We start from the raw sequence: 25863 nt of genomic DNA on the forward strand, positions 1-25863 counted from the left end.
TTTATTCTGCTTGGGGTTATTTTCCTAAGTGGGAGCATCTTGCTCCCGTTGAGTATCAAGATACCCTATAAAAAAAATCCGGTCAAAATGCCGGATCATATAAAAATTGATAAATGAAAAATTAGTGGTATGTGTTAATGGGGTTTTAATCCCTATTAAAAACCTTGAGAAGCTGATAGCTAATAGCTGATAGCTGACCGCTTTCCTGACTAAAATTACTGGGAAACTTTCTGAGCATCATACTCTTTAAAAGTTAGGTAAAACTTAGTCTTATCATACAGATGACACTTCTCTGTTATCTCCTTCATTAAAGACCAAGAAAACTTAGTTTCATAAAGTTTATCTCCCCATTTATCCTTCAAAAATTGATGTGCTTGCCTCAGATTATATGAAGGAATTCCTGTAGATATATGATGAGGAATATGCACATTAATATCATGGCAAAGAAACTCTACCCACCGGGGATAATCACAATGTACTGTACCAAATAATTGAGCCTCCGCTTCATTCCACTCTTCCGCAGGATTAAAAGAAATTTCTGGTACTGTATGGTGAACAATAGTAAATGTACTCATCCAGAAGTGGTAAACCAACCATGGCATTAACCAAAACTTGACCAGACCCCACAGACCAACTGTAGCGATAAGCAGAGGAAAAGCGATCGCGCTAAACCCAAAAACTACCAATGTAGAAAATTTGACATCTTCACTATCCTTACCCTCAAATTTTCTCCAATCAAAATTCACAACTGCCCAGTGAGCAACAGATCCTAACCACCAAAATTTGCCACGCATAAACCGATACACTGACTGCATCAAGCTACCTGCATTCCCATAATCTTCTGGATACCAAGGTTGCCAAGCATTATCTTCACCCATTTTATTCGTATGTTTGTGGTGATAATTATGGCCTATTCGCCAGCCATGAAACGGATAAATTAAGGGTAAAAAGGCCAAGTGACCAACTAGGTCATTGACCCACCTACGGTTAGCAAAAGAACGATGACCGCAGTCATGGCCAATAACAAAAAACCCAGTCAATGCTGTGCCAGTGAAAACCCAAAGTAGGGGCAATAAAAACCAAGGTGTAATTGTTAGTCCCCAGTAACCTAATACGACCATAAAAATATTGACCGCTACCATTGTCCATGTTTTCCATTTATCTTTGAGAAAAACTTCACGAGGCAGGGTTTTTACAATATCTTTCAGTTGTAGTTGCTCGTTTCTAATATCAGAATTTCCATTAGTAGATTCTGCAATTGATACTGTCATAAATTATTTGAGTTCTCCCTATTCTTTTTTGTTGTTATGTAGTAGATTTATGATTCCGAAAAAAAACGCCAGCACAAATATTTTGCTGGCAGTTTTGACTACAAAAAGTAGTTGACAACAATTTTTAAGACATACTAGCACTTAGTGAATCTTAGTCAATTTTGTACACAAAAGCAATGTAGCAAAACCTTTTTTGTTATATCACAGTCTTGTCATTATCAAAGTAAATTAATTGATTTGGTTACTGCTACTATTTGATTTTTTATTCGTCAAGTTTAGCAATCATTTATTTATTCACGATTTTTATTAATTGAATTATTTTTCAACCTCTGATACTAATTTTCTAAGTTTCGTTCTTTTATAGTCCGCAATTCCAACAATAAAGTTTCTACTTCTACCTCAAGATGGAGCAACTTAACTTGTTGATCTGTTTGATACAAAGATTTCATTTTTTCTTGAGTGTAGTTTTGATTGCTTGATACCCCTGAAACATTTACCCTTTTAGAAGTATCTACAGAAACAGATGCACTGGACAAAGTGGATATGCTATTAGACATCAGTAACTTACTAGCCATTTATACTTACTTCACTTAATTCTTCTATTGTAACCGGAATATTAAGATAAATTACAACAAATTAAACTATTTAACTTCCGGCATTAAAAGTTGGAGTACGATATCCAACACTAAACATTTGGATAATACAATAAGATTAGTAAGGTTTAGTATCTTTCTTAACCATAGATTTGATTAAGTTTTCATTGTAAAAATTCGGTAAGTGGGAAAAGTGCCAGTTTGAACGGCTCGATGGAAACAACGCCACGGGTAATAAAGCGTAGTCAAAATATGCTATAATCAAGGTATCATAAACATTCAACATAAATATAGTCTTATGTAGTTAAATATAGTCTTTTGTCTCCAGAAATTAGGGCGAATATTGACATAATCTAACAATGTCTGTAATAATAAAAGATTAAATAGCCTCAAGAGTTAACGATCTGAGTTCAATAGGGTGAAATTCCTGGACTGACACGCTACCTCTAGATACATAAGAACCTAGGTCCAAGCCTCTGTATTATGACCAAGCAGAAATTGAATCAGGGAGATAATCAAAAAAGAGGAAAAGAAAAAGTAGCTCCCTTATGCTTTTACCTATGGGATAGAGAAGCCTGTGCGCCCTTGCGAGTCCCCCGAAAGTCACGCAACTGCCGTGTTGTTGTAGTGCCTCCTTTCCTAGGTCATGCTGCGCAAACGGAGGAGCTATGCTAACACGAGCGTCAAGGTAACACCTGCAAAATAAAATAAGGATATGTCATATTTGACTATATTTTTATCTCAACGTTGGTTGAAGACCCGCGCTCTCCCGAAGGGGAGCTAGGGCATGAAAACCAATCAATAAGAGCGGTTCTTACAAGGGTATGCTATCCTAAATATAGTTAGGCTGCTGGGCTAGCAGTTTCAGTCTGTGGAGCGACCGTAAAACCAGAAAGAGGTTTGGCCTCGGAGGCAGGTGCTACGTTAGCGCAGCTCCTCTGTCAAGAGGAAGCAGAAAGTCCAGCAGCCGCGAGGTTTAGGAATCCCGCGTTATCGCGTAAGCGCAACGTCGGGAGGATGTCAAGAAATATAGAGAGACAATGACCTTTGAACCATGGTGAGAACATGGTTAGCTAATGGACACTTCAGTTAAAGGGTGGTTAACCGAAAAGGAGACCCGGTGGCCAGCACTCTGTTTCCAGCCGTTAGCTGAATCGCCGATTCATCTCACGCCATAATTATGCAGATTTGGCGACCAGATGAATCGGCGACAAATTGAATGGGCATCGAACCTATTAAATTTGCATGCTATCCCAGCAGAAGCTTTCGCCCTAGTTGAAAAACTTGTATGATTATCTTGCTATAACCCCGGAAATTTTCCACCATGCGCACTGCCTACCAATATAAATTAAGGCCTAACTCAGATAAAATAGCCACAATAGAATTGTGGTTAGAATTGTTGCGTCGGCAGTACAACTATAGGTTAGGTGAGCGGTTCTCATGGTGGTCATAAAACCGTTGTCCAGTTAATGCTTGCCCCTTGGTGCATGCCAATTCCTCAACTAAGAGATAATCCAGATTATTACTCTCAAAAACGAGATTTGGTCAATACCAAAGATAAGTTTCCTGACTACAAGCTCATTCATTCTCAGGTATTACAAGATTGCATTAAACCGGTAAAACTTGCCTTTGATAGATGGTTGAAAGCAAACAAAAATGGAAATAAATTAGGGAAACCAAGGTTTAAGGGAAAAGGACGTTATCGCAGTTTTACTTATCCTCAAATCAAACTTGAGTGCATAGAAGAAAATCAAATTAATTTGCCCAAAAGAGGAAAGGTAAAATTAATTCAGCATCGTCCAATACCAGAAGGGTTTATAATTAAAACTGTGACGATTAGTCGTAAAGCAGATGGTTATTATATTACTTTATCCCTAGAAGACAAATCAGTTCCAACTTCGACAAGTGAAGAGGAACCTACATTAAAAAATACTCTGGGAATTGACATGGGGTTGAAGGAATTCTTAGTAACTAGTGTTGGAGAATCTGTCCCCATACCTCAATACTATAGAAAATCTCAGCAGCGATTAAAGACTCTACAAAAAGGTTTATCCCGAAAGAAAAAAGGAAGTAAAAGGTGGCTCAAAGCTGTTAAAGCTGTTGCCAAACAACATAAAAAGATAGCCGATAAACGTAAAGATTTCCACTTTAAAACAGCCAATGAATTGTTATTAAAAGCGGATGTTATTGCCCATGTAGACGCGGAGCGGCGTGCCGGAGGCAAACTTAAATATAAAAGGGCAAGCATTGACTCATTTGAGTAAATCAATTAACGATGCGATTTGGGAGAAAATTCCTATCTATATTTGACTGTCAAAGCCGGAAATGCTGGAGGTGAAGACTATAGCAGTAAACCCCAAAAATACCAGCCAAGATTGCTCAAACTGTGGGGAAAAAGTCCCGAAAGAATTATCCCAAAGAACTCATTCTTGTCCGCACTGCGGTACAGTAATAGACAGCGATGTAAACGCGGCGATAAATATAAAAAATAGGGCGGCAAGGCCCAGATGTCCTTAAAGCTCGTGGAGTCCGACGAGGTAACGGGACTGCGAAACTAGAAGCCCACACTAAGCTGAAGCTATAGTGTGGGAGTATGTCACTCAGCAGGTTGTAACTCAAAGCAAGTGAATCAAACAACAACTTTAAAAGTAGTCTCAATGGTCGAATGACCGGAGAGGGTATGGCGATTGGCACCGCCTTCTGAGCTGCTGCTCTATGCGTACTATGGTACGGTACTGGCAATGTGGCCGTTACGAGCAATGTGAAAATCGCGGATTTATCCCGATAGAAAACTCCTAATCACGAATCCACGCGGATTTATCCCGTGGAGTGTCAACCTTACTAAAAATTGACCAAAAAGTTATTTATAGCTTTGGCCTAAGGTAAAAAAAATAAAACTTTACAGTAAAAAATTCAAAACTTAAAAATGACCTTAACACGGCCCTTTTCTCAGTCAAAATTACAAGGCTGGCCTGGTTTGATTGAAGCATATAGATCCTATCTACCAGTGACAGAAGAAACTCCTGTAATCACATTGCATGAAGGTAATACTCCTCTCATACCTGTGCCAGCGATCGCCCATCAAATAGGCAGCCAAGTAGAAGTCTTTGTCAAATATGATGGCCTTAATCCCACAGGTAGTTTCAAAGATAGGGGCATGACTTTAGCCATATCCAAAGCCAAAGAGGAAGGGGCAAAAGCAGTAATCTGCGCTAGTACAGGCAATACTTCAGCTGCCGCTGCTGCTTATGCTAGACGAGGTGGAATGCGAGCATTTGTCATAATCCCAGATGGTTATGTAGCCCTAGGAAAGTTAGCCCAGGCTTTATTGTATGGTGCAGAGGTCTTAGCCATCAAGGGAAATTTTGACCAAGCCTTAGAAATTGTCCGGGACGTGGCAGCTAAATATCCTGTCACTTTAGTTAACTCAGTTAATCCCTATCGTCTAGAAGGTCAAAAGACGGGAGCTTTTGAGGTAGTAGACACTTTGGGGGATGCCCCAGATTGGCTGTGTATTCCTGTGGGGAATGCAGGAAATATCACAGCATATTGGATGGGATTTTGTCAATATCATCAAATCGGAAAATGCGATAACCTTCCGCAAATGATGGGTTTTCAGGCCGCAGGAGCAGCACCTATTGTTCAAGGTCATCCTGTAGTTCAACCGGAAACAGTGGCCAGCGCCATTAGAATTGGCAATCCTGCTAGTTGGGAAAAAGCTGTAGCAGCTCAACAAGCTAGTCAAGGAAGTTTTACGGCGGTTACCGATGAAGAAATATTAGAAGCTTATCGTTTATTGGCGTCCAATGAAGGAATTTTTTGTGAGCCTGCGAGTGCTGCTTCTGTTGCGGGTTTATTGAAAGTCAAAGACCAAGTTCCTAGAGGAGCAAAAGTAGTTTGTGTACTTACTGGTCATGGTCTCAAAGACCCAGATGTGGCGATTAAACATAGCAATAATCAGTTTCGCCAGGGAATAGAGCCGAATATAGAGGCAGTAGCTGAAGTGATGGGGTTTTAAAGAAGCGTTCAGCACTCAGCACTCAGCATTCAGCAAGATTATTTTTTTGAATGTGCCAGAAGGAGATTTCAACCCCTCCTCAACAATTCGGTGCAATAGTTACCTGGGATTTGAACCAGAGCGGCTAAAAACTGTTCACGTAGTTCCTCAAGGAGGCTAGCTGTTAGCTCCGCATTCGGGTACGCAAATTGTGACATACTCCCACACTAAGCTGAAGCTATAGTGTGAGCTTCTCGTTTCGCAGTCCCGGTATTCCGTCGGACAAGCGCGTGCTTTAAGGACGGGATGCCCCGCCGCCCTTTTGGCCAATCAAAAAGCTGCTCACCTAGGGCCGCCATCAGATTTGACATTCCCAACGGATTACTAGGATTTCTGGGATCTCACCCCTAATCTTATTTGATTTTCATGGTTGATCGCTGGCGGTTGTTAACTCAAACCAGCTTAAATTTATCATCACATAAAATTTGTAAATTAATGGGACATCGAGTCCCATTAATTGACCGTCGATTCATCTCACACCAAATTTTCAATTATGGTGTGAGATGAATCGACGCTCTAGCTAAAAGCTGATAGCTAGTTAAAGGGAGGCAGAAGGTAGAAGGAAGGAAAATATTTTTGGTTCTACTTTTGAGCTTTTCTCTCTAATCTTTACTACTGGGTAAGCGGGGCAATGGCCTTTCATTGGGTGGCAACTGAGCAGCATTGGGAGAGAAGCTTTCCTTTAGTTGGATTTGATTTTGAGCTTGAATATTGGCTTCTGCTTTTGACTGAATATCAAGAGTAATTTCCGATTTTTGTTGTTTGTTTGATTTGGCTTTGGCCAGAATATCTACTGCATCTGCCAAAGCATTTGTTAAGCTTGTACGAGTATTTGTATGATTGACTTGCTCTTGTTGGAGGGCTTCAGTTAATTTTTGGACTTGTGCAAAAGCACGGTCGCGTTCTTGGACTACTTCAATGATTTTGGCCTTAAATTCAGCCAAAGTTTGTAAATTTTCGATTTGCTGTTCAATAGTTGTTGCACTTTCATCTATACTCTCTTCAACAGATGGAAAACCTTGTAATTTCTGAGCTTGGGCTTTTAAAGTCTGAATAGTTTTTTGAGCTAGTTGATTTTCCGTTCGTCGTTGTTGAGCTTCAGTATTGTAGAGTTGACGCCACTTGGAGGCACTATCCTGGGCGACATTTAATTCTGTTTGAAGTTTTACTATTTTCTCTTGAAGAGCCTTAATTTCATTTAACCACGGGGTTATGTCCTGATTCATATCATATTTTAGATTATAGAGTGTTCATCTCATCGGGTGATTTTCCCGCGAAGGTTGTCTTGGCAATTTTAAACTATACCAAGAGAAATATAGTTTAGGATGGTAGATAATTAAAGGAAACAGGAAAATACTATAGCGCTACACAAATTCGGGTGATTTTCCCGCGAAGGTTGTCTTGGCAATTTTAGACTATACCAAGAATAGAAGTATATTTTAGGACAGTAGATACTAAAAGGGAACAGGGAAATACTATAGCGCTACACAAATACGCTCTTGAAATTCCTCTGTATCCTTGTTCCCTAAAACCGAGTCCGCATTCCCGCACCCCGCGGGTTCGTACCGCTATTCGCTACTGACTTATATGAAATACTAAAATTTTTGCTACAAATAATTAGGCTGTTTCAAGAACTCGGGTAGGGGAGGTGTGGGTTGGGCGACTTACAGGAGGACCGAGTCAGTAGAAATAGCTTATCATTTATTTATAGTCAAACCCTGTTTTTAGTCAAATCGAAATTTCTAGGTAAAGCCTTTTAAGCAGGGAAATTATTCGTAGCATTCTTTTTTATATTTCATATTACAACTAAAATTTATTGTCAAATGTCAAAAGACGTAGTGCTATAACTTTTACTTCAACTAATATGAAAATAAAATTTATTAGTGTTTTGTTTCAAAGCATAGATGATTGGTATTGGAAAACAAAATAGTGATTTAAATTAGCAATAACCCAGAGCTGTTTCATTCTAAAAAGTTCCATTTTATGTCTTGACGAAACCACATTATTTCAGGCTTTAGGAGATTTATCTTTCGCTGTCTGAAAATCAATAAATTCATTGCCAAAATCTAGAATGAAATCACCCTGGCAATAACCGAAAGTAAATTCAGTTATCAGTTATCAGTTAGTGACAGAGGAACTACGTTATCAGTACCTTCTGCAATAGGGAAGCTTTGAATATGCAGAATTTTCTTTTTTATTTCCTTCAGAAGTTGACCTTGAGACTCAATATTTTTGGTCAAATTTATATTCGACTTTACCAGTAACAACATTGCCTTTACTCTACTCTACTAAAATTATCATTATTAAGCAAAATATCTGAATTTTAAGCTCCTAGAGATCAATCTAGGAATATACTTTTTACTTTTACACTACATTAAAGGAGGAGTCGATCTTATTTAAATCAAAAATACCAAATTCAAAAAAGGTAGTTACATCTTCATTTGTAATTTATTCCTACAATAAAAAAATCTAAATCCCATATAATCTAAAAATCAAACCTTTTTCCCCTCTTTTTTATTATGTTTTTCTTTCTCTATTCCCAGTTAAATTTTCCCTATTTCCTGTGTCGTAACTGTAGCAATATTTTATGAAATTGGTATAAGTTGCTAAAAATATCTATTCCCTAGAAAAATATTTCTGTAAAATCACTTGTTCAAATTGCTATGATACCTTATGGAATTATAGATTTTCGATGCCTGGATTGGAAAAATTTTGTCTGTGTGCAACTTTCATGTTTATTTCTTTTAGCAAACTTTTTCTATAATAGATTACTATTGAATTCTGATTTTTGCCCTCAATAAAGTAATTTATTTTAGTACATTTTCCGAAATTTATAAATTTATAATTGTTGTTTTGAAGTTTTTGTTATTTGACAAATTATTCTCTCTTAAAAGTAACTCAGATAAACATTTTTGCCTAAAAGCCCTATGAGGTTTCTCCACTTTTTACGTCACTTTAATTCTGCCACATTGCGAGAGGTTTTAAACCACTCCAATAGGCAGCGATTTTTAAACTTATTAACTCCAATTGCTAAACGTGGTTATGGCATGATATTGACGATATTAAAAATGATCGTCAAGCATATACTGAAGCGAATAGTTCGTTTTTTTCAGTTCATCCTACATCTAAATTTTAATACCATTAAACAAGTATGTATTTGTGCTGGCAAAAGCAGATTATCAGGTTTATCAGCCGAGATGGCCTATAATGCTATGCTCGCTTTATTTCCGGGATTATTAACAATAATTGCAGCAATTGGATTATTTGAATCTTTGCGATCGCCTCTATTACAAATGGGTAGTTTACTAACAGATATAGTACCTAATCAAGTGCGATTTTTAATTAGCAGTGCTGTTGATGAAATTCTGAAAACCCGCAACAAAGAAATATTTTCTTTCAGTTTTATTGGCTCAATATGGATATTTTCTAGCGTACTGACTTCTGCTATGGCAGCTCTTGACGAAATTCATCAAGTTCCTCTTGAGAAAAAACGACCTTTTTGGAAAGCAAAGTTAGTTTCTTTAGGACTAACTATTGGTACTCTCATATTATTAATTATTGCCTCTGGATTAGTATTAGTTAGTGACTTAATTGTAGACATGATTGCTCGGCAAAGTTGTTTACTAGAAACTCTACCAAATTGTCCCCCTGACCAGGTTGCTAGTTGTTTATTTCAAGAACCAGTTGATAATTGTGTGTTGAAGTCACAATTATTAGAAACTTGGGGTCAATTAAGATGGCCGATTACTTTAGGAATAGTTTCTACAGCTTTTGCTTTTGTTTATCGTTTTGGTCCAAGTAGTAGACGGAAAAGTACACCTATTATGCCTGGTGCAATTATATCAGCATTAATGTGGGCAGGAGCTTCTAATTTATTTCGTTTATACGTTTTTCATTTTGGCAACTATAACCGAACTTATGGAACTATTGGTACTTTTATTATTTTATTGTTGTGGTTATATATTAGTTCATTGGTGGTATTAATTGGGGCACAATTAAATGTAACAGTAGGGGAGGCAATGGCACGAGATAATGCTCAGCATCTACTACAGGAACGATCGGTTATAGAAGGAGGAGAAAGTATTAGAAAAAACGGCAAAAAAAGTATGAATTAATGGTAACATTTCCTGCAGACTGCTGCGCAAACAACTATTAGCGCTTCAGCAGTCAGCAATAAAAATCAAATAAGCTATTATTGTCAGTATTCAGCTCTTAGTTTTTTAATGAATGAAGCAAGCATTCGTTTAACTTCTATTACATTTTAATCAGATAATGAACCACAAGAAGGATGAGTTTGAGTTCAATTCATACAATTATATGGCGGGAAATGTAGATGTTTCTCAAGAGATGATAGCTGACTGCGGAATGCTGTTTGCGCAGAATTCCGCAGGAAATACTTACAATTAATGTGGTCGTTGTAAGAGGCTAATTACACCAGTTGTTATGGATAAGAAAATTAGAAACAAAATCACTCCTCCTGGTAAAAATGCCAGAAATTTAAAGCCTCTGAGGAGCCATACTAATAGAGTTATAATTGTGAGAATGCCACAAATATAAGAAAATTGAGGAATTGGAAAATTGTAATTTTTACTCATGGAGTTTGGTTCATATCTATATGTATTTAACTATCAAAAATATTGTTACTATTTTAGTAAGCATTTCCTCCGGAATGCCAAGCAAACAGCGATTAGTATTTCCTACGGAATGCTCCGCAAACAGCATTTCCGTTTGTCATGCTACGCAAACAGATGTATGAACGTACAAGACTTACTAAAGTTAGTTTGTTACCTTTTTCTTTCGGTGCGGAATGCTACGCAAACATAATTTTGAATTCTCCTTCTAAGATAATAAGTTAATAGCTGATAGCTGATAGCTGACTGCTTACCTATTTTAGCTTAAGACCTATATAACGAATGATGATTTTTCCAGGTCTTAATTCTTCAGAAAAATAAAGTCACCAAGCACCAGGAGTCATGGGTAGATGACAATTAAAAAGAAGTTTTTTACCATCAGGACATTTAATAGTTAGTTGTTGTCTAAACTGTTGAATTATTGAGTCACTTTATGGAGTTATTTTGCTGTTGTTGTAGTTGAAAATCTGACATTTGAGAAAATAAACGTGGATCTAAATGTTCAGCTTGAAGATAATGGAATTTTTGATTAAAAAGACTAAGTTTATAAGTATCAGAAGTAACAGGTTGTGAGGCAAGATTTAGAACATCCTTTTCTCGGTCGTAGGAGAAATTCCAGATTCCTTGCTTGTCATTTTGCCAAACAATTTCAAAACTAATAAAATCATCTTTTGCTCCTTCAAATAGTGCATCTTGAGTAGTACCTATAGAAACTAATTCACCATTCAGTGCTAAACCTTGATTTTCTAAAAGTCCTTGTTGATAAGATTGACGCATTAAAAGTAGTGCTTGTAAGACAGAATATTTGTCCGTGCTATTTAGACCAGAAAGTAAAGTTAATGGTTTAAAATATAGAAATTGATTGGCAAAAGGTTTAAAGTTTGTCAAATGTACTGAACTAATCATTTATAACTGCTCTGATAATTTTTTCAATAGTTTCAAAACGATCTTCTATCTTATCTTGAGCTTGAGATATAGACTAGACAAATTCTTTGCCTTTATCTACATATTCGGTAAATTTATCTATTAAGTCTTGCTTCCTCATTTTAAGTTTTTGAAATTCTTGACTGTTAAGCTGACTAATATGAAATGACCAGGTTTAAAATAACGCTTTATTAGAAAGTAACAAGGTTTCAGATAATGTTTTATCAAGTGAATATCTTCTTGATTTATGAGATTGACGAATAGGTTGATTGCCAAATATTTTTTGATAGGTAATCATAGTATTTTTGAATTTATTAGCAAGTTGTTTGATTTCATAGTCAGATAAACTATTAATTTTTTTCATGGCATTATCTAAAAATGCTTCTCTTTTATATATTGCATAATCTTTATAATTTGAAATTGACAACTGTGAAAAAGAATTATAGTATCAAGTACTAATCCTTAATCTTAGCTATTTATATTTAGCTCAATTATCAACCTATAGATATTGGCGAGATATTGGCGATCGCTTCACTAATCAATCAATTGAACCTCTCTGAAAAATTCATGTGTAAATCTCAATCAATTTCCCGAATTATTCCCCTAATCCTAATTTCAATTCTCACCAAAAATTTAGATAATTGAATCTGAAGTTTTTCAGCAAAACGCTATTTATATTTAGCTCAATTATCAATTTATAGCTGTGAGCGATCGCTTCACTAATCAACAAATGTAATATCTCTCAAAATATCATGGTTAAATCAAAATCAATTTCCCGAATTATCGCCCTAATCCTAATTTCAATTCTCACCAAAAATTTAGATAATTGAATCTGAAGTTTTTCAGCAAAACGCTATTTATATTTAGCTCAATTATCAATTTATAGCTGTGAGCGATCGCTCCATACTCAACAAATTTAATCTCTCTCAAAATATCATGATTAAATCAAAATCAATTTCCCGAATTATCGCCCTAATACTAATTTCCATTTTCACAACAATTACATTAGTATTAGCCTCCAATCAAATTAGTATAACTGCACAAAAATCAGAAATTCGTGGCGTTTGGATAACTAATATTGATAGTGATGTTTTATTTTCTAACTCAGCCACAACAGTAGCAATAAATCGTTTAGCAAAACTAAACTTCAACACACTATATCCCACGGTTTGGCAAGGCGGTTATACTCTTTATCCTAGCCAAGTAGCACAACAAATATTTGGTAAATCATTAGACCCGACTCCTAGTTTACAAGGACGAGACATTTTACGAGAAATTATTACCGAAGGGCATGAAAAAGGCTTAACAATTATTCCTTGGTTTGAATTTGGTTTTATGGCACCAGCAGATTCAGAATTAGCAAAATTACATCCTAATTGGTTAACTAAACGTCGCGATGGAACTACTATTAAAATGGAAGGAGAAGATGCACGAGTTTGGCTGAATCCTTTTCATCCAGAAGTACAACAATTTATCTTAGATTTAATCCTTGAAATTGTTACTAAATACGATATAGATGGCATTCAATTTGATGACCATTTTGCCTTACCTGCGGAATTTGGTTATGACGATTTTACAGTTAAATTATATGAAAAAGAACTTCCTGGATTATCACCTTCTGATGATTATCAAGAAACTTTTTGGGTCCGTTGGCGAGCGGATAAAATTAATAATTTTATGGAGCGAGTTTCTGAAGAAATAAAATCGATAAAACCAAACTGTATTATTTCTGTATCTCCAAATCCTTTCCATTTTGCTTTACCTGCTTATTTGCAAGACTGGTTTACTTGGGAAAGAGAAAAATGGATTGATGAAATTGTTTTACAAGTTTATCGTTCAGACATTAAACGTTTTACTAAAGAATTAGAACGAACAGAAGTCGAATTAGCTAAAAATCATATTCCTTTTGCTATTGGAATTTTGACTGGTTTGAAAAATAATTCTACTCCTATAAGGACAATTGAAGAACAAGTAGAAGTAGTGCGGAAGAGAAATTTTGCGGGAGTATCGTTCTTTTTCTATGAAAGTTTATGGAAGTGGGGAAAAGAGTCAGAAAATCTCCGCAGTCAAACTTTGGATAAAATTTTTGATCGACCTATTTCAAGGCCGAAAAATTCTAGTTATAGTAGTACATTTTTGCTGAGTAGAATAAGTTTTAGTTGTTTGCGCAGCATTCCGGTAGGAAAAGGGAATAGAGGTATTTTCTAACCTTAATTGCTCGTGCTATAAAAGAAGGTAGGTTCAACAATTAATAATTAATAATTAATAATTAACAATTACCTATCCTTGAAAAGAAGAGGATTGACTCAAAGGATTTTTTTTTGTTTCTCCTTTAAAGGAGAGGCTTTAAACCTTAATTATTTGGTCAAAAAACCATCAGGTGAATTTTCAATCTTTACTAAAAAACAGTTAAAGAAGTTAAGAATTTTCGGGTCTGTTTCCTGGAGCAAGAAGTCAAACAGGCAATTTTTTTCCTCTTAAGGAAATAGTAGAAGGGAAAAGCTAGAAATTTTTCCGATTTTGGTAAGGGGAAAGACTAGAAGTGGCAAATTTTTTCCTCTCTAGGAAATAGTAGAAGGGAAAAGCTAGAAAATTTTCCCTCTCAAGAAAATAGTAGAAGGGAAAAGCTAGAAATTTTTCCGACTTTGGCAAGGGGAAAAACTATAGGTAGTATATTTTTTCCTCTCAGGTAAACGCTAGAGTCAAAAAGGTCGAAATTTTCTCTAATACCATTTCTCTGTAACAATGCGCTTAATAATTCTTACCAAAACCTGAATTTTACTAATAGCTTTTATCTTTTATTAAGCGCAACTTCATGGAGAAATGGTATAACTTTTTCCTGGAGAAAGAAGTCAAACAGGCAAACTTTTTTCTCTCAGGTAAATAGTAGAAGAGAAAAACTAGAAAATTTTCCGACTTTGGCGAGGGAAAAGAACTAGAAGTGCTAAATTTTTCCTGATCAGATAAATAGTAGAAGGGAAAAGCTAGAAAATTTTCCGACTTTGACAAGGAGAAGAAACTAGAAGTGCTAAATTTTTCCTGATCAGATAAATAGTAGAAGGGAAAAGCTAGAAAATTTTCCGACTTTGGCGAGGGAAAAGAACTAGAAGTGCTAAATTTTTCCTGATCAGATAAATAGTAGAAGGGAAAAGCTAGAAAATTTTCCGACTTTGGCGAGGGAAAAGAACTAGAAGTGCTAAATTTTTCCTGATCAGATAAATAGTAGAAGGGAAAAGCTAGAAAATTTTCCGACTTTGGCGAGGGAAAAGAACTAGAAGTGCTAAATTTTTCCTGATCAGATAAATAGTAGAAGGGAAAAGCTAGAAATTTTTCCGACTTTGGCGAAGAGAGAGACTAGAAGTAGTAAATTTTTCCCTCTTCAGTAAATACTAGAGGGGAAAAGATAGAAATTTTTCCCTCTCAGATAAACACTAGAGTCGAAAAAGCCTAAATTTTCTCTAAATTTTTCCTGGAGAAAGAAGTCAAACAGGCAATTTTTTTTCTCTTAAGTAAATAGTAGAGGGGAAAAGCTAGAAAATTTTCCGACTTTGGCGAGGGAAAAGAACTAGAAGTGCTAAATTTTTCCTGATCAGATAAATAGTAGAAGGGAAAAGCTAGAAATTTTTCCGACTTTGACAAGGAGAAGAAACTAGAAGTGCTAAATTTTTCCTGATCAGATAAATAGTAGAAGGGAAAAGCTAGAAATTTTTCCGACTTTGGCGAGGGAAAAGAACTAGAAGTGCTAAATTTTTCCTGATCAGATAAATAGTAGAACAGAAAAACTAGAAAATTTTCCGACTTTGGCGAGGGAAAAGAACTAGAAGTGCTAAATTTTTCCTGATCAGATAAATAGTAGAACAGAAAAACTAGAAATTTTTCCGACTTTGGCGAGGGAAAAGAACTAGAAGTGCTAAATTTTTCCTGATCAGATAAATAGTAGAACAGAAAAACTAGAAAATTTTCCGACTTTGGCAAGGAGAAGAAACTAGAAGTAGTAAATTTTTCCCTCTTCAGTAAATACTAGAGGGGAAAAGATAGAAATTTTTCCCTCTCAGATAAACACTAGAGTCGAAAAAGCCTAAATTTTCTCTAAATTTTTCCTGGAGAAAGAAGTCAAACAGGCAATTTTTTTTCTCTTAAGTAAATAGTAGAGGGGAAAAACTAGAAATTTTTCCGACTTTGGCGAGGGAAAAGAACTAGAAGTGCTAAATTTTTCCTGATCAGATAAATAGTAGAAGGGAAAAGATAGAAATTTTTCCGACTTTGACAAGGAGAAGAAACTAGAAGTGCTAAATTTTTCCTGATCAGATAAATAGTAGAAGGGAAAAGCTAGAAATTTTTCCGACTTTGGCGAAGAGAAAGACTAGAAGTAGTAAATTTTTCCCTCTTCAGTAAATACTAGAGGGGAAAAGATAGAAATTTTTCCCTCTCAGATAAACACTAGAGTCGAAAAAGCCTAAATTTTCTCTAAATTTTTCCTGGAGAAAGAAGTCAAACAGGCAATTTTTTTTCTCTTAAGTAAATAGTAGAGGGGAAAAACTAGAAAATTTTCCGACTTTGGTAAAGGGAAAAACTAGAAGTGCTAAATTTTTTCCTCTTCAGTAAATACTAGAGGGGAAAAGCTAGAAAATTTTCCGACTTTGGCAAGGAGAAGAAACTAGAAGTGCTAAATTTTTCCTGATCAGATAAATAGTAGAAGGGAAAAGATAGAAAATTTTCCGACTTTGGCAAGGAGAAGAAACTAGAAGTGGTAAATTTTTCCTGATCAGATAAATAGTAGAAGGGAAAAGATAGAAAATTTTCTGACTTTTCCTAGAAAAGGAAGTCAAACAGGCAATTTTTTCCCTCTCCAGGAAATAGTAGAAGGGAAAAGCTAGAAATTTTTCCGACTTTGGCAAGGAGAAGAAACTAGAAGTGGTAAATTTTTCCTGATCAGATAAATAGTAGAAGGGAAAAGATAGAAAATTTTCTGACTTTTCCTAGAAAAGGAAGTCAAACAGGCAATTTTTTCCCTCTCCAGGAAATAGTAGAAGGGAAAAGCTAGAAAATCTTCCGACTTTGGTAAGGGGAAAAACTAGAAGTGGTAAATTTTTTCCTCTCCAGGAAATAGTAGAAGAGAAAAACTAGAAATTTTTCTGACTTTGGTAAGGGGAAAGAGTAGAAGTGGCAAATTTTTTCCTCTCCAGGAAATAGTAGAAGAGAAAAACTAGAAATTTTTCCAACTTTGGTAAGGGGAAAGAGTAGAAGTGGCAAATTTTTCATTGTGACAAAATAACTAATACCTATTCATTTAACTCCTTAATTTCATAAACTTGAAAACCTGCTCCTCTAGGTAAAGGTCTACCATCCATACCCATTGGATAAGACTCATAAACACTCTTCGGTTGATATGGTTTACTCTCAACATATTCTCCCTTTATTTCTACTTTTTTCCCCGCATATTCGGCAAAAATTTCAAAGGTGATCGCCTCTGAAGCACGCAGAATTACACCTTCTTGATCAGAGGGTTTTTCTACCTCTAATTCCCCCATATCTAAGACATAATAATTACCACTACCTGCTATCCAAGACTCAGAAGTTTTACTCCAAGGTTTTTCTATAACTGTACCTGTTAAAGAAATCGAAGAACGATGTACTGAAATTTGTGTTTGTGTTTGTATTTGTGGTTTTTGAGATAGTTTTAATTTTGCAAATAGATAACCACTCGTACCACTAATAATTGCTACAAACAATGATAATACTATCGATAAAATTCTCCAAGTAGTCAATTGTACTTGTATCATTTCCACCTCTAAATCGAAATTTAATTTAATTGCTATTATTTTCCATCTACATCACCCAAAACCAAAAATCCGGGAGTGAAAGCACTTATTGAAGACTCTAGATATTCATTGATGAAAAAATAAGTGGCGTTGCACAGTGATAAATGATTTTATATTTTTGATTGAATAGGATTTTGGATTAATTATTCTAGCAATTGATTAATTAATAGTTTTTTTAGTCAAAGTCTAAACTAATTTTTGGCAATATCATTCCATAATGTGCAACCCCAAAAAATAAGTTTATGGTAAAATTATGAGGATTTTTCAACAATAAAATTATATGCACCGAATAGCAGCTACTCCTGGTGGTTGGAACCCTCAAGCAGAAGGGGTAATTTTTATCGAACAAACTCCCGCACCAATAATATTTTTAACAGCAGCAGATACGGATATTCAAACATTAGCAGCAGCAGTTAATAAATTACCTTCAGATTTTCCACCAGTGAGAGTTGCTAATTTACTTCACCTGCAACAACAATTAACTATTGATACTTATGCTGATGATATTTTATCCAAAGCTGAAGTAATTATTCTCCGACTTTTGGGTGGGCGTTCCTATTGGTCTTATGGATTAGAAGTTTTGCAAGAAGCGCTCGAAAAAAATGATGCAAAACTAATAGTAATTCCTGGAGATGACCGCCCAGATCCAGATTTAATGAATCATTCTAATATTTCAATTTCAGCAGTTAATCAACTGTGGCGATATTTGACTGAAGCGGGAGTAGATAATTTTGTGAATGGTCTACAGTTTGTGGCTAATATTTGTCTGGATAAAAATTACCATCTTCCTCCACCTATTTCAGTGCCACGAGTAGGAATTTATCCTTGGCAAAAACAACAACAAAATACAAAGGCAAAAATCGGAATATTATTCTATCGCGCTCATTATCTCTCTGGAAATGTTGCTCCAATAGATGCTCTTTGCCAAGCTTTAACAACAAGAAATTTAGAACCTGTTCCAGTATTTGTTTCTTCTCCTAGAGATTTAGAAATACAAGAGGAAATATTGCAGTATTTTCAACCTGAAGATTCTCAGGCAATTCAATTATTGTTAAATACAACAAGTTTTGCTGTCTCTGTTGTGAATAATCAAGATTCAGAATTAGAAAATTTGTCTTTTCCTCCCTTGTTAAGAAATGGGAAAAAATTAGATATCCCAGTTTTACAAGTAATTTTTAGTGGTGGGAATTTTGAGCAGTGGGAAAGTCAATTTCAAGGTCTTTCACCACGGGATGTGGCGATGAATGTGGCATTGCCAGAAGTAGATGGAAATATTATTAGTCGGGCGGTTTCTTTTAAGGCAGTTCAAACTTGGAATTCAGATTTAGAAACAGATGTTGTGAGTTATCTTCCTGTTGAAAATAGAATTGCATTTGTGACAGAATTAGCTGCTAATTTTATTAAGTTGCGACAAACTCCAGTATCTCAACGTCGCATCGCATTAATATTAGCAAATTATCCTAACCGTGATGGTCGTCTTGCAAATGGAGTGGGATTAGATACTCCTGCTAGTTGTGTAGAAATTCTCCAAGCTTTACAACAAGCTGGTTATAATTTGGAAAATATTCCTGAAACAGGCGATGAGTTAATTAAATGTCTGACTTCTGGGGTAACAAATGATTTAGAAAGTCGCGAATTACGTTCTGTTTTACAGTCTCTATCTTTGGCAGAATTTGAAACATATTTTACTAGTTTGCCAGAAGTTGTACGAGAAAAAATTATTCAGAGATGGGGAAAGAGGAATGACATAGATTTTGGTATGGCACACACGGATTTTGCCACGGATGTACGGATTAATTCCACTATAATTCCGCCATCTTTTTCCCAAGATATTTCTAGTAATTTTTCAGAATTTAAGAAAGATAATTACACAGATTTTGCCACGGATGTACGGATTAATTCCACTATAATTCCGCCATCTTTTTCCCAAGATGTTTCTAGTAATTTTTCAGAATTTAAGAAAGATAGTGAGGTAAAAGAAATTGATAATTTTCCAATTCCGGGGATTAAGTTAGGGAATATTTTTGTAGGTATTCAACCTTCGCGGGGTTACGATATTGACCCTAGTTTAAATTATCATGCTCCAGATTTAGAACCGACTCCTAATTATTTAGCTTTCTATTATTGGTTGAGAGAAAAATTTAAAATAGATGCAATTATTCATGTGGGAAAACATGGAAACTTAGAATGGTTGCCAGGCAAAAGTGTCGGTTTATCTCAAGAATGTTTTCCAGAAATAACTCTCGGTGCTTTGCCACATTTTTATCCATTTATTGTTAACGACCCAGGAGAAGGCTCCCAAGCTAAACGGAGGTCTCAAGCTGTAATTATTGACCATTTAACACCACCTATGACTCGTGCTGAAATTTATGGAGCTTTACAACAGTTAGAAACTTTAATTGATGAATATTATGAGGCACAAAATTTAGACCCATCTCGGTTATCCGTGATTCGAGAGCGGATAATTAATCTCATAGAAAAAGAAGGTTTAGATAAAGATTTATCATTTTTAGGAAAAGACTCAGAAAACACAAATTTTGCCACGGATGTACGGATTAATTCTACTAATTTTTCAGAATTTAAAGGTGTAACTTCCGACTCCTTCGGTGCAGAAAAAGACTCAGACTTCCTCTGGTCTTCTGAGCAAAATCAGGATAAATTTGTCACAGAAATAGAAAGTTTGTCTCCCGACTCCTTCGGTGCAAAAAAAGACTCAGACTTCCTCTCGCTCCCGGAGCAAAATCAGGATAAATTTGTCATAGAAATAGAAGGTGTAACTTCCGACTCCTTCGGTGCAGAAAAAGACTCAGACTTCCTCTGGTCTTCTGAGCAAAATCAGGATAAATTTGTCATAGAAATAGAAGGTGTAACTTTCGAGTTCTCTGATTCCGAAAAAGACTCAGACTTCCTCTGGTCTTCTGAGCAAAATCAGGATAAATTTGCCACAGAAATAGAAAGTTTGTCTCCCGACTCCTTCGGTGCAAAAAAAGACTCAGACTTCCTCTCGCTCCCGGAGCAAAATCAGGATAAATTTGTCACAGAAATAGAAAGTTTGTCTCCCGACTCCTTCGGTGCAAAAAAAGACTCAGACTTCCTCTCGCCTTCTGAGCAAAATCAGGATAAATTTGTCATAGAAATAGAAAGTTTGTCTCCCGACTCCTTCGGTGCAAAAAAAGACTCAGACTTCCTCTCGCCTTCTGAGCAAAATCAGGATAAATTTGTCATAGAAATAGAAGGTGTCACTTCCGACTCCTTCGGTGCAAAAAAAGACTCAGACTTCCTCTGGTCTTCTGAGAAAAATAGGGATAAATTTGTCGCAGAAATAGAAGGTGTCACTTTCGAGTTCTCTGATTCCGAAAAAGACTCAGACTTCCTCTCGCTCCCGGAGCAAAATCAGGATAAATTTGTCACAGAAATAGAAAGTTTGTCTCCCGACTCCTTCGGTGCAAAAAAAGACTCAGAATTCCTCTCGCCTTCTGAGCAAAATCAGGATAAATTTGTCACAGAAATAGAAGGTGTCACTTCCAACTTCTCCAGTTCCGAAAAAGACTCAGACTTCCTCTCGCTCCCGGAGCAAAATCAGGATAAATTTGTCACAGAAATAGAAGGTGTCACTTTCGAGTTCTCTGATTCCGAAAAAGACTCAGACTTCCTCTCGCTCCCGGAGCAAAATCAGGATAAATTTGTCACAGAAATAGAAAGTTTGTCTCCCGACTTCTCCAGTTCCGAAAAAGACTTAGACTTCCTATCGCCTTCTGAGCAAAATCAGGATAAATTTGTCATAGAAATAGAAAGTTTGTCTTCCGACTTCTCCAGTTCCGAAAAAGACTTAGACTTCCTATCGCCTTCTGAGCAAAATCAGGATAAATTTGTCATAGAAATAGAAAGTTTGTCTCCCGACTCCTCCAGTTCTGAAAAAGACTTAGACTTCCTATCGCCTTCTGAGCAAAATCAGGATAAATTTGTCATAGAAATAGAAAGTTTGTCTCCCGACTCCTCCAGTTCTGAAAAAGACTTAGACTTCCTCTCGCCTTCTGAAAAAAATAGAGAGAAAAAAGATTTATTTACTCCCTCGCTCCACTTCAACAGAGGAGAGAAATTTGAAAATGATGAAAATGCTAGATTTGCCAAATTAATTACTAATGTAGATGGTTATCTCTGCGAATTAAAAGAAGCACAAATTCGCGATGGTTTACATATCTTTGGGCAATGTCCTCAAGGTCAACAATTACGAGATTTAATCATAGCGATCGCTCGTCATCCTAGTACTACTCGTTTGGGTTTAACTCGTGCTTTAGCTGAAGATTTAGGTTTAGATTTTGACCCTCTCACTGACGATTTTTCTACAATTATTAATCAGAACTTATTAATAGATGGAAAATCTTGTCGTACCTTGGGTAATGCTGTTGAAGTCCTCGAAGAAAAAGCAGCTAATTTAGTCGAAAATTTAATTAACCAAAATCTGATTAACTCTCCCTTCCCACAGACAAACAAAGAATTAGAATGGATTCGCCAAAATCTTCTACCTTCTCTGCAAAAAACTAATCAAGAAATTATCAACTTATTAATAGGATTAGATGGCAAATATATCCCTAGTGGTTCCTCTGGCGCTCCGACAAGAGGTAGACCAGACGTTTTACCCACAGGTCGGAATTTTTACTCTGTAGATATTCGCGCTATTCCTACAGAAACTGCTTGGAGAGTCGGACAATTAGCAGCAGAAAATTTAATTGAAAGATACACTCAAGAAAATGGTGAATATCCTCAAACTTTAGGGTTATCAGTATGGGGAACTTCTACCATGCGAACTGGTGGAGATGATATTGCTGAAGCACTTGCTTTATTAGGTGTAAAACCTGTTTGGGATAGACCTTCTCGAAGAGTTATCGACTTTGAAATTTTGCCAATTTCAATATTAGGAAGACCCCGTGTAGATGTAACTTTAAGAATTTCTGGTTTCTTCAGAGATGCTTTTCCTAATATTATCGATTTATTCGACCAAGCTGTTATTGCTGTGGCTAATTTAGATGAGTCTCCAACAGAAAATCCTTTAGCTGCTCAAGTTAAAAAAGAAGTCAAATATTGGCAAGAATTAGGATTAACTGAAATTCAGGCAAAAGCACGTTCTCAATATAGAATATTCGGTTCTAAACCAGGAGCTTATGGTGCAGGTTTGCAAGGTTTAATCGAATCTCAAAATTGGCAAGATGACCAAGATTTAGCTAGAGCTTATATTAATTGGAGTAGTTATGCTTATACAGGAATTAATAATAGTTATAACCAGGAAGCTAGGGCAATAAATTCTCCCGAAGCATTTTCCCAACGTCTCCAACAAATGCAGATAGTTCTGCATAATCAAGACAACAGAGAACATGACTTATTAGACTCCGATGATTATTATCAATTCCAAGGTGGAATGACAGTAGCAATTCGCGCTTTAACAGGCAAAAATCCTGATACTTATTTTGGAGATAATTCTATGCCAGAAAATCCCAAAGTTCGACAATTAAAAGAACAAATTACTAGAGTTTATCGTTCCAGAGTTGTTAATCCTAAATGGATAGCTGGAGTAATGCGTCATGGTTATAAAGGAGCTTTTGAAATGGCAGCCACAATAGATTATTTATTTGCCTATGATGCTACAGCAAAATGTGTAGAAGATTTTATGTATCAAGGAGTAGCTGAAGCTTATATTTTTGATGAGAATGTACAATCATTTATTCACGGAAAAAATCCTTGGGCATTGCGCGATATGGCAGAAAGATTATTAGAAGCAAATCAACGAGGTTTATGGCAGTCAGCTAATCAAAAAACTTTGGAAAAATTGAGAGCGATCGCTCTAGAAGCAGAAGGGATAATTGAGAATTTAGAATTCAGAATTTAGAAGTAATTTGTACCCAGAAATAGTTAAAAATTTTATTAGAAAGTCAAGTCAGATTTTGTCATTGTTACCCAACCTTTTGATTCAAAAAATCCTTGGGCATTACGGGATATGGCAGAAAGATTATTAGAAGTAAATCAACGAAGTTTATGCCAGTCAGCTAATCAAAAAATGTTGGAAAAAATTCAGGCGATCGCTCTAGAAGCAGAAGGAATAATTGAGAATTTAGAATTCAGAATTTAGAATTCAGAATTGAAAATTGAGAATTGAGAATTTTGAAGTAATTTGTACCCATAAATAATCGCTCAGTTATGCAAAAGGAATAACTTTAAAAGGGAATTTAAAGTGTTATTTTTAAATTATCACTTAGTATCTTTAAACTTGGAAATACTATGAAAATAGATTGGAACTTTCCTGAACCACGCTTGGGTATTAAAGGTGGTATTGACAAATTTTGTGGCCCCGGAGCTACTCGTCTAGAGATGATTCTACAGTCAGTTGTACCGATATTTGCAGGTTTTGTTGCTGCATATTATGGATATTTAGGTGAATTTGAATGGTCAGTAACACAATACTTGATTTGTTTTGTCATTGGGTTTGATATCATGGGCGGAATAATCACTAACTCAACATCAAGTGGGAAGCGTTGGTATCACCGTGCTGGTCAAGGTTTCACAGAGCATATGTCTTTCATTTTGCTTCATTTTGTCCAAATTACTACGATCGCTTGCTTGTACATGGACTTCGATTTTATCTGGATCTTTACGGTGGGTGGCTATCTGGTTGTGGCTTCTACAGTAATTCTGATAATACCACTATATCTTCAACGTCCTGTTGCACTGACTCTGTATAGTATAGCCATTGTATTGTCGATTTATCTGTTAGAAATACCTGTAGGACTTGAATGGTTTCTTCCTTTATTCTATCTAAAACTATTAGTTAGTCATATATTACGAGAAGAACCTTACAGACCAAATAATGAGACTAAAAGGGATAATGCTTAGTCTTTGTAGTAAGAAATAAAGAAGAATGAATAAAGGAAAGAAAGTAGATTAGTTATGTATATTAATACATTTAAAGATAAGTTTTAGTCTTATATGAGCTATGAGCCGTATTGATCTATAAATATTATCTAAATAAAAATAATTGCTTTAGATGGTAGGCTATTAATTCCTGATAACTATCAAAATAATACTAGCTGTTACATTTGCTATTAACCATGAAAGTTCATTAATTGATAATGGATAATTACCTCTTTAACAATTGATAATGAATAATGGATAATTAGGGCTTGCTGATTAAATCTAAAAGTATTTACAGATAAAGTTTTTAGCCTTTTTGGAGTCGAAAAAAGTGCGTAGTTTTCAGTCTAAAATGCTCAAAAGGAGCGTATTTTAGGCTCATAGTTGGGCAAAAAAGTAAAGGGACAATTCTTAGTCCTACCTCCTCGCTCCCGATCCATTTCTCCTGTCTCCTGTCTCCTGTCTCCTGTCTCCTGTCTCCTGTCTCCTGTCTCCTGTCTCCTGTCTCCTACCCTCACCCATAAGACTTTTTCAGCAAACCCTAATTATTTTTGTTTTGCTGGCGCATAACTTTGTTTTTCATGTTCCGTTTGCGTAGCATTCCGTCAGGAAAGCTTTCCGCAATTATCAATTATTAATTATTAGGAGAGGCTTTACAGCGCTTTTCACTCGAGTAGACCATAAAGTCAGGCATCTATTGTGGAATTCGCAGCCCTCGTTTCGCTTACCACCTAACTTTTTAACTGTGGTTTACCCATTTAAAAACTGCTGTAAATAGAATTGATTAATTATCAATTATCCATTGGTAAGGTACTGTTTTTTTATGATTTTATGTTGCCTAAAACAAACGAATTTTACACCTTATCAGTACGAAAATTGCTATATTCAAATTAAACCAAATCTATAACCTTTTTAAAACAGGCATTAATTTTTCATTTAATACCTTATATCCTGCTCGATTAAGATGGATAAAATCTATACTGTATTCTCCTCTAACTTTTCCTTGTTGATTTACTAAAATATCTCCTGTATCAAAAATTATTACGTCTTCGTTTTCCAATGAATAAATAAAATCATTTACTTCCTGAATTGCTGTGGCTACTATATCCGGTGACCAAAAAAATTTTCTCTTAAAAGGTACTTCTGACATGGGAAAAATAGTTGTCAGAATCACAACAGCACCAAGCTGACGAGACTGACTCACAATTTCTTTGATATTTAGATTTACACTCAGAAATAATTGTCTCTTTATTCTCAGGAAATATTGGAATTCTGTATAAATCATTTACACCTACTTGAACTATTACAATATCCGCAGACAAAGGTTTAATATGTTGATTCAATCTTCCTAAAACTTGCGCTGTAGTTTGTCCAGAAATACCTCGATTGATAAAATTACAGTTATCAAAACCTTTAGGTGAATTCCAACCACGCGCACGAGAATCTCCAAAAAAAACTATATTTTTTTGATTTGAATTTTTAGTCTCTTTGGGATTAGTATCAACAGGATAAAATTTGATGGCAAGTGGATTTAATTGTAGGGAATTTAATTGTAAATAAAATTTTCTACTTCTGTTAAAAAATAGGAAATTCAGCCCTACTGAAACTAATGTAATAATTGATAAACAGATAATTATAAGTTTGTTTTTGTTCATAATTCAG

Annotated in this window: 17 protein-coding genes; 9 read left to right on the plus strand and 8 right to left on the minus strand. The window is 35.6% G+C overall.

The features are described 5' to 3' along the window. Positions 1–215 precede the first annotated feature (215 nt). Positions 216–1271, minus strand: coding sequence for a fatty acid desaturase (locus tag F6K23_RS23155; RefSeq protein WP_293160179.1), 1056 nt, complete (start codon positions 1269–1271; stop codon positions 216–218). 335 nt (positions 1272–1606) lie between these two features. Further along, a complete protein-coding gene (locus F6K23_RS23160; RefSeq protein ID WP_293160181.1) occupies positions 1607–1828 on the minus strand; it encodes a hypothetical protein in 222 nt (73 codons plus the stop codon). Between the two features lie 1360 nt (positions 1829–3188). On the opposite strand from F6K23_RS23160, the gene F6K23_RS42035 reads away from it, so the two are divergent. The 4 genes from F6K23_RS42035 (at position 3189) to thrC (ending at position 5882) form a co-directional block, all read left to right on the plus strand. Continuing rightward, positions 3189–3317 carry a helix-turn-helix domain-containing protein gene (locus F6K23_RS42035; RefSeq protein WP_367267785.1) on the plus strand — a complete coding sequence of 43 codons (129 nt, stop codon included), beginning with the start codon at positions 3189–3191 and terminating at the stop codon, positions 3315–3317. Then, entirely contained in the window at positions 3292–4128 is an 837-nt protein-coding gene (locus tag F6K23_RS23165) for an RNA-guided endonuclease InsQ/TnpB family protein (RefSeq protein WP_367267786.1), read from the plus strand. The genes F6K23_RS42035 and F6K23_RS23165 overlap by 26 nt, the downstream gene beginning before the upstream one ends. Before the next feature lie 61 nt (positions 4129–4189). Next, positions 4190–4381 (plus strand): zinc ribbon domain-containing protein, encoded by a 192-nt coding sequence (locus F6K23_RS42040; protein WP_367267787.1) that lies wholly within the window; start codon positions 4190–4192, stop codon positions 4379–4381. Positions 4382–4790: 409 nt separating this feature from the next. Then, positions 4791–5882 (plus strand): threonine synthase, encoded by a 1092-nt coding sequence (gene thrC / locus F6K23_RS23170; RefSeq protein WP_293160182.1) that lies wholly within the window; start codon positions 4791–4793, stop codon positions 5880–5882. A 641-nt stretch (positions 5883–6523) separates the two neighbouring features. On the opposite strand, the gene F6K23_RS23175 is transcribed toward thrC, so the two are convergent. Continuing rightward, positions 6524–7147 carry a hypothetical protein gene (locus F6K23_RS23175; RefSeq protein ID WP_293160184.1) on the minus strand — a complete coding sequence of 208 codons (624 nt, stop codon included), beginning with the start codon at positions 7145–7147 and terminating at the stop codon, positions 6524–6526. A 1686-nt stretch (positions 7148–8833) separates the two neighbouring features. Between F6K23_RS23175 and F6K23_RS23180 the strand changes: the two genes are divergently transcribed. Then, positions 8834–10036 (plus strand): YihY/virulence factor BrkB family protein, encoded by a 1203-nt coding sequence (locus F6K23_RS23180; protein ID WP_293160186.1) that lies wholly within the window; start codon positions 8834–8836, stop codon positions 10034–10036. 942 nt (positions 10037–10978) lie between these two features. On the opposite strand, the gene F6K23_RS23185 is transcribed toward F6K23_RS23180, so the two are convergent. Together F6K23_RS23185 and F6K23_RS23190 are read right to left on the minus strand one after the other, a co-directional pair. Continuing rightward, positions 10979–11458 carry a hypothetical protein gene (locus F6K23_RS23185; protein WP_293160188.1) on the minus strand — a complete coding sequence of 160 codons (480 nt, stop codon included), beginning with the start codon at positions 11456–11458 and terminating at the stop codon, positions 10979–10981. A gap of 193 nt (positions 11459–11651) precedes the next feature. Continuing rightward, entirely contained in the window at positions 11652–11903 is a 252-nt protein-coding gene (locus F6K23_RS23190; protein WP_293160190.1) for a hypothetical protein, read from the minus strand. A gap of 509 nt (positions 11904–12412) precedes the next feature. Here F6K23_RS23190 and F6K23_RS23195 point away from each other — a divergent pair. Then, complete coding sequence (locus tag F6K23_RS23195) at positions 12413–13684, plus strand: glycoside hydrolase family 10 protein (RefSeq protein ID WP_293160192.1); 1272 nt, start codon at positions 12413–12415, stop codon at positions 13682–13684. 3074 nt (positions 13685–16758) lie between these two features. Here the strand turns inward: F6K23_RS23195 and F6K23_RS23200 are convergent. Continuing rightward, complete coding sequence (locus F6K23_RS23200; RefSeq protein WP_293160193.1) at positions 16759–17259, minus strand: hypothetical protein; 501 nt, start codon at positions 17257–17259, stop codon at positions 16759–16761. Positions 17260–17578: 319 nt separating this feature from the next. Between F6K23_RS23200 and cobN the strand changes: the two genes are divergently transcribed. From cobN to F6K23_RS23215, 3 genes are all read left to right on the plus strand, one after another. After that, positions 17579–23182, plus strand: coding sequence for a cobaltochelatase subunit CobN (gene cobN, locus F6K23_RS23205; RefSeq protein WP_293160195.1), 5604 nt, complete (start codon positions 17579–17581; stop codon positions 23180–23182). 108 nt (positions 23183–23290) lie between these two features. Continuing rightward, on the plus strand, positions 23291–23422 hold the full coding sequence (locus F6K23_RS23210; RefSeq protein ID WP_367267788.1) for a hypothetical protein: 132 nt from the start codon (positions 23291–23293) through the stop codon (positions 23420–23422). A 149-nt stretch (positions 23423–23571) separates the two neighbouring features. After that, positions 23572–24183, plus strand: a complete 612-nt coding sequence (locus F6K23_RS23215) for a hypothetical protein (RefSeq protein WP_293160196.1) — start codon at positions 23572–23574, stop codon at positions 24181–24183. A gap of 919 nt (positions 24184–25102) precedes the next feature. On the opposite strand, the gene F6K23_RS42045 is transcribed toward F6K23_RS23215, so the two are convergent. Both F6K23_RS42045 and F6K23_RS42050 read right to left on the minus strand, forming a co-directional pair. Continuing rightward, positions 25103–25351: a hypothetical protein gene (locus F6K23_RS42045; protein ID WP_367267789.1), complete on the minus strand. Its 249-nt coding sequence runs from the start codon at positions 25349–25351 to the stop codon at positions 25103–25105. Beyond that, complete coding sequence (locus F6K23_RS42050) at positions 25332–25856, minus strand: SGNH/GDSL hydrolase family protein (RefSeq protein WP_367267790.1); 525 nt, start codon at positions 25854–25856, stop codon at positions 25332–25334. Before F6K23_RS42050 ends, F6K23_RS42045 begins: the two co-directional genes overlap by 20 nt. Positions 25857–25863 lie beyond the last annotated feature (7 nt).

The organism is Okeania sp. SIO2C9 (genome assembly GCF_010672455.1).
Lineage (GTDB): Bacteria > Cyanobacteriota > Cyanobacteriia > Cyanobacteriales > Microcoleaceae > Okeania.

What these genes read in the sequence shown, in the direction of transcription:
- F6K23_RS23175 (WP_293160184.1), bottom strand. Translation starts at nt 7,147, where the DNA reads ATGAATCAGGACATAACCCCGTGGTTAAATGAAATTAAGGCTCTTCAA.
- F6K23_RS42040 (WP_367267787.1), top strand. Translation starts at nt 4,190, where the DNA reads ATGCTGGAGGTGAAGACTATAGCAGTAAACCCCAAAAATACCAGCCAA.
- F6K23_RS42045 (WP_367267789.1), bottom strand. Translation starts at nt 25,351, where the DNA reads ATGTCAGAAGTACCTTTTAAGAGAAAATTTTTTTGGTCACCGGATATA.
- cobN (WP_293160195.1), top strand. Translation starts at nt 17,579, where the DNA reads ATGCACCGAATAGCAGCTACTCCTGGTGGTTGGAACCCTCAAGCAGAA.
- F6K23_RS23185 (WP_293160188.1), bottom strand. Translation starts at nt 11,458, where the DNA reads ATGATTAGTTCAGTACATTTGACAAACTTTAAACCTTTTGCCAATCAA.
- F6K23_RS23215 (WP_293160196.1), top strand. Translation starts at nt 23,572, where the DNA reads ATGAAAATAGATTGGAACTTTCCTGAACCACGCTTGGGTATTAAAGGT.
- F6K23_RS23195 (WP_293160192.1), top strand. Translation starts at nt 12,413, where the DNA reads ATGATTAAATCAAAATCAATTTCCCGAATTATCGCCCTAATACTAATT.
- F6K23_RS42035 (WP_367267785.1), top strand. Translation starts at nt 3,189, where the DNA reads ATGCGCACTGCCTACCAATATAAATTAAGGCCTAACTCAGATAAAATA.
- F6K23_RS23160 (WP_293160181.1), bottom strand. Translation starts at nt 1,828, where the DNA reads ATGTCTAATAGCATATCCACTTTGTCCAGTGCATCTGTTTCTGTAGAT.
- F6K23_RS42050 (WP_367267790.1), bottom strand. Translation starts at nt 25,856, where the DNA reads ATGAACAAAAACAAACTTATAATTATCTGTTTATCAATTATTACATTA.
- F6K23_RS23155 (WP_293160179.1), bottom strand. Translation starts at nt 1,271, where the DNA reads ATGACAGTATCAATTGCAGAATCTACTAATGGAAATTCTGATATTAGA.
- thrC (WP_293160182.1), top strand. Translation starts at nt 4,791, where the DNA reads ATGACCTTAACACGGCCCTTTTCTCAGTCAAAATTACAAGGCTGGCCT.
- F6K23_RS23200 (WP_293160193.1), bottom strand. Translation starts at nt 17,259, where the DNA reads ATGATACAAGTACAATTGACTACTTGGAGAATTTTATCGATAGTATTA.
- F6K23_RS23210 (WP_367267788.1), top strand. Translation starts at nt 23,291, where the DNA reads ATGGCAGAAAGATTATTAGAAGTAAATCAACGAAGTTTATGCCAGTCA.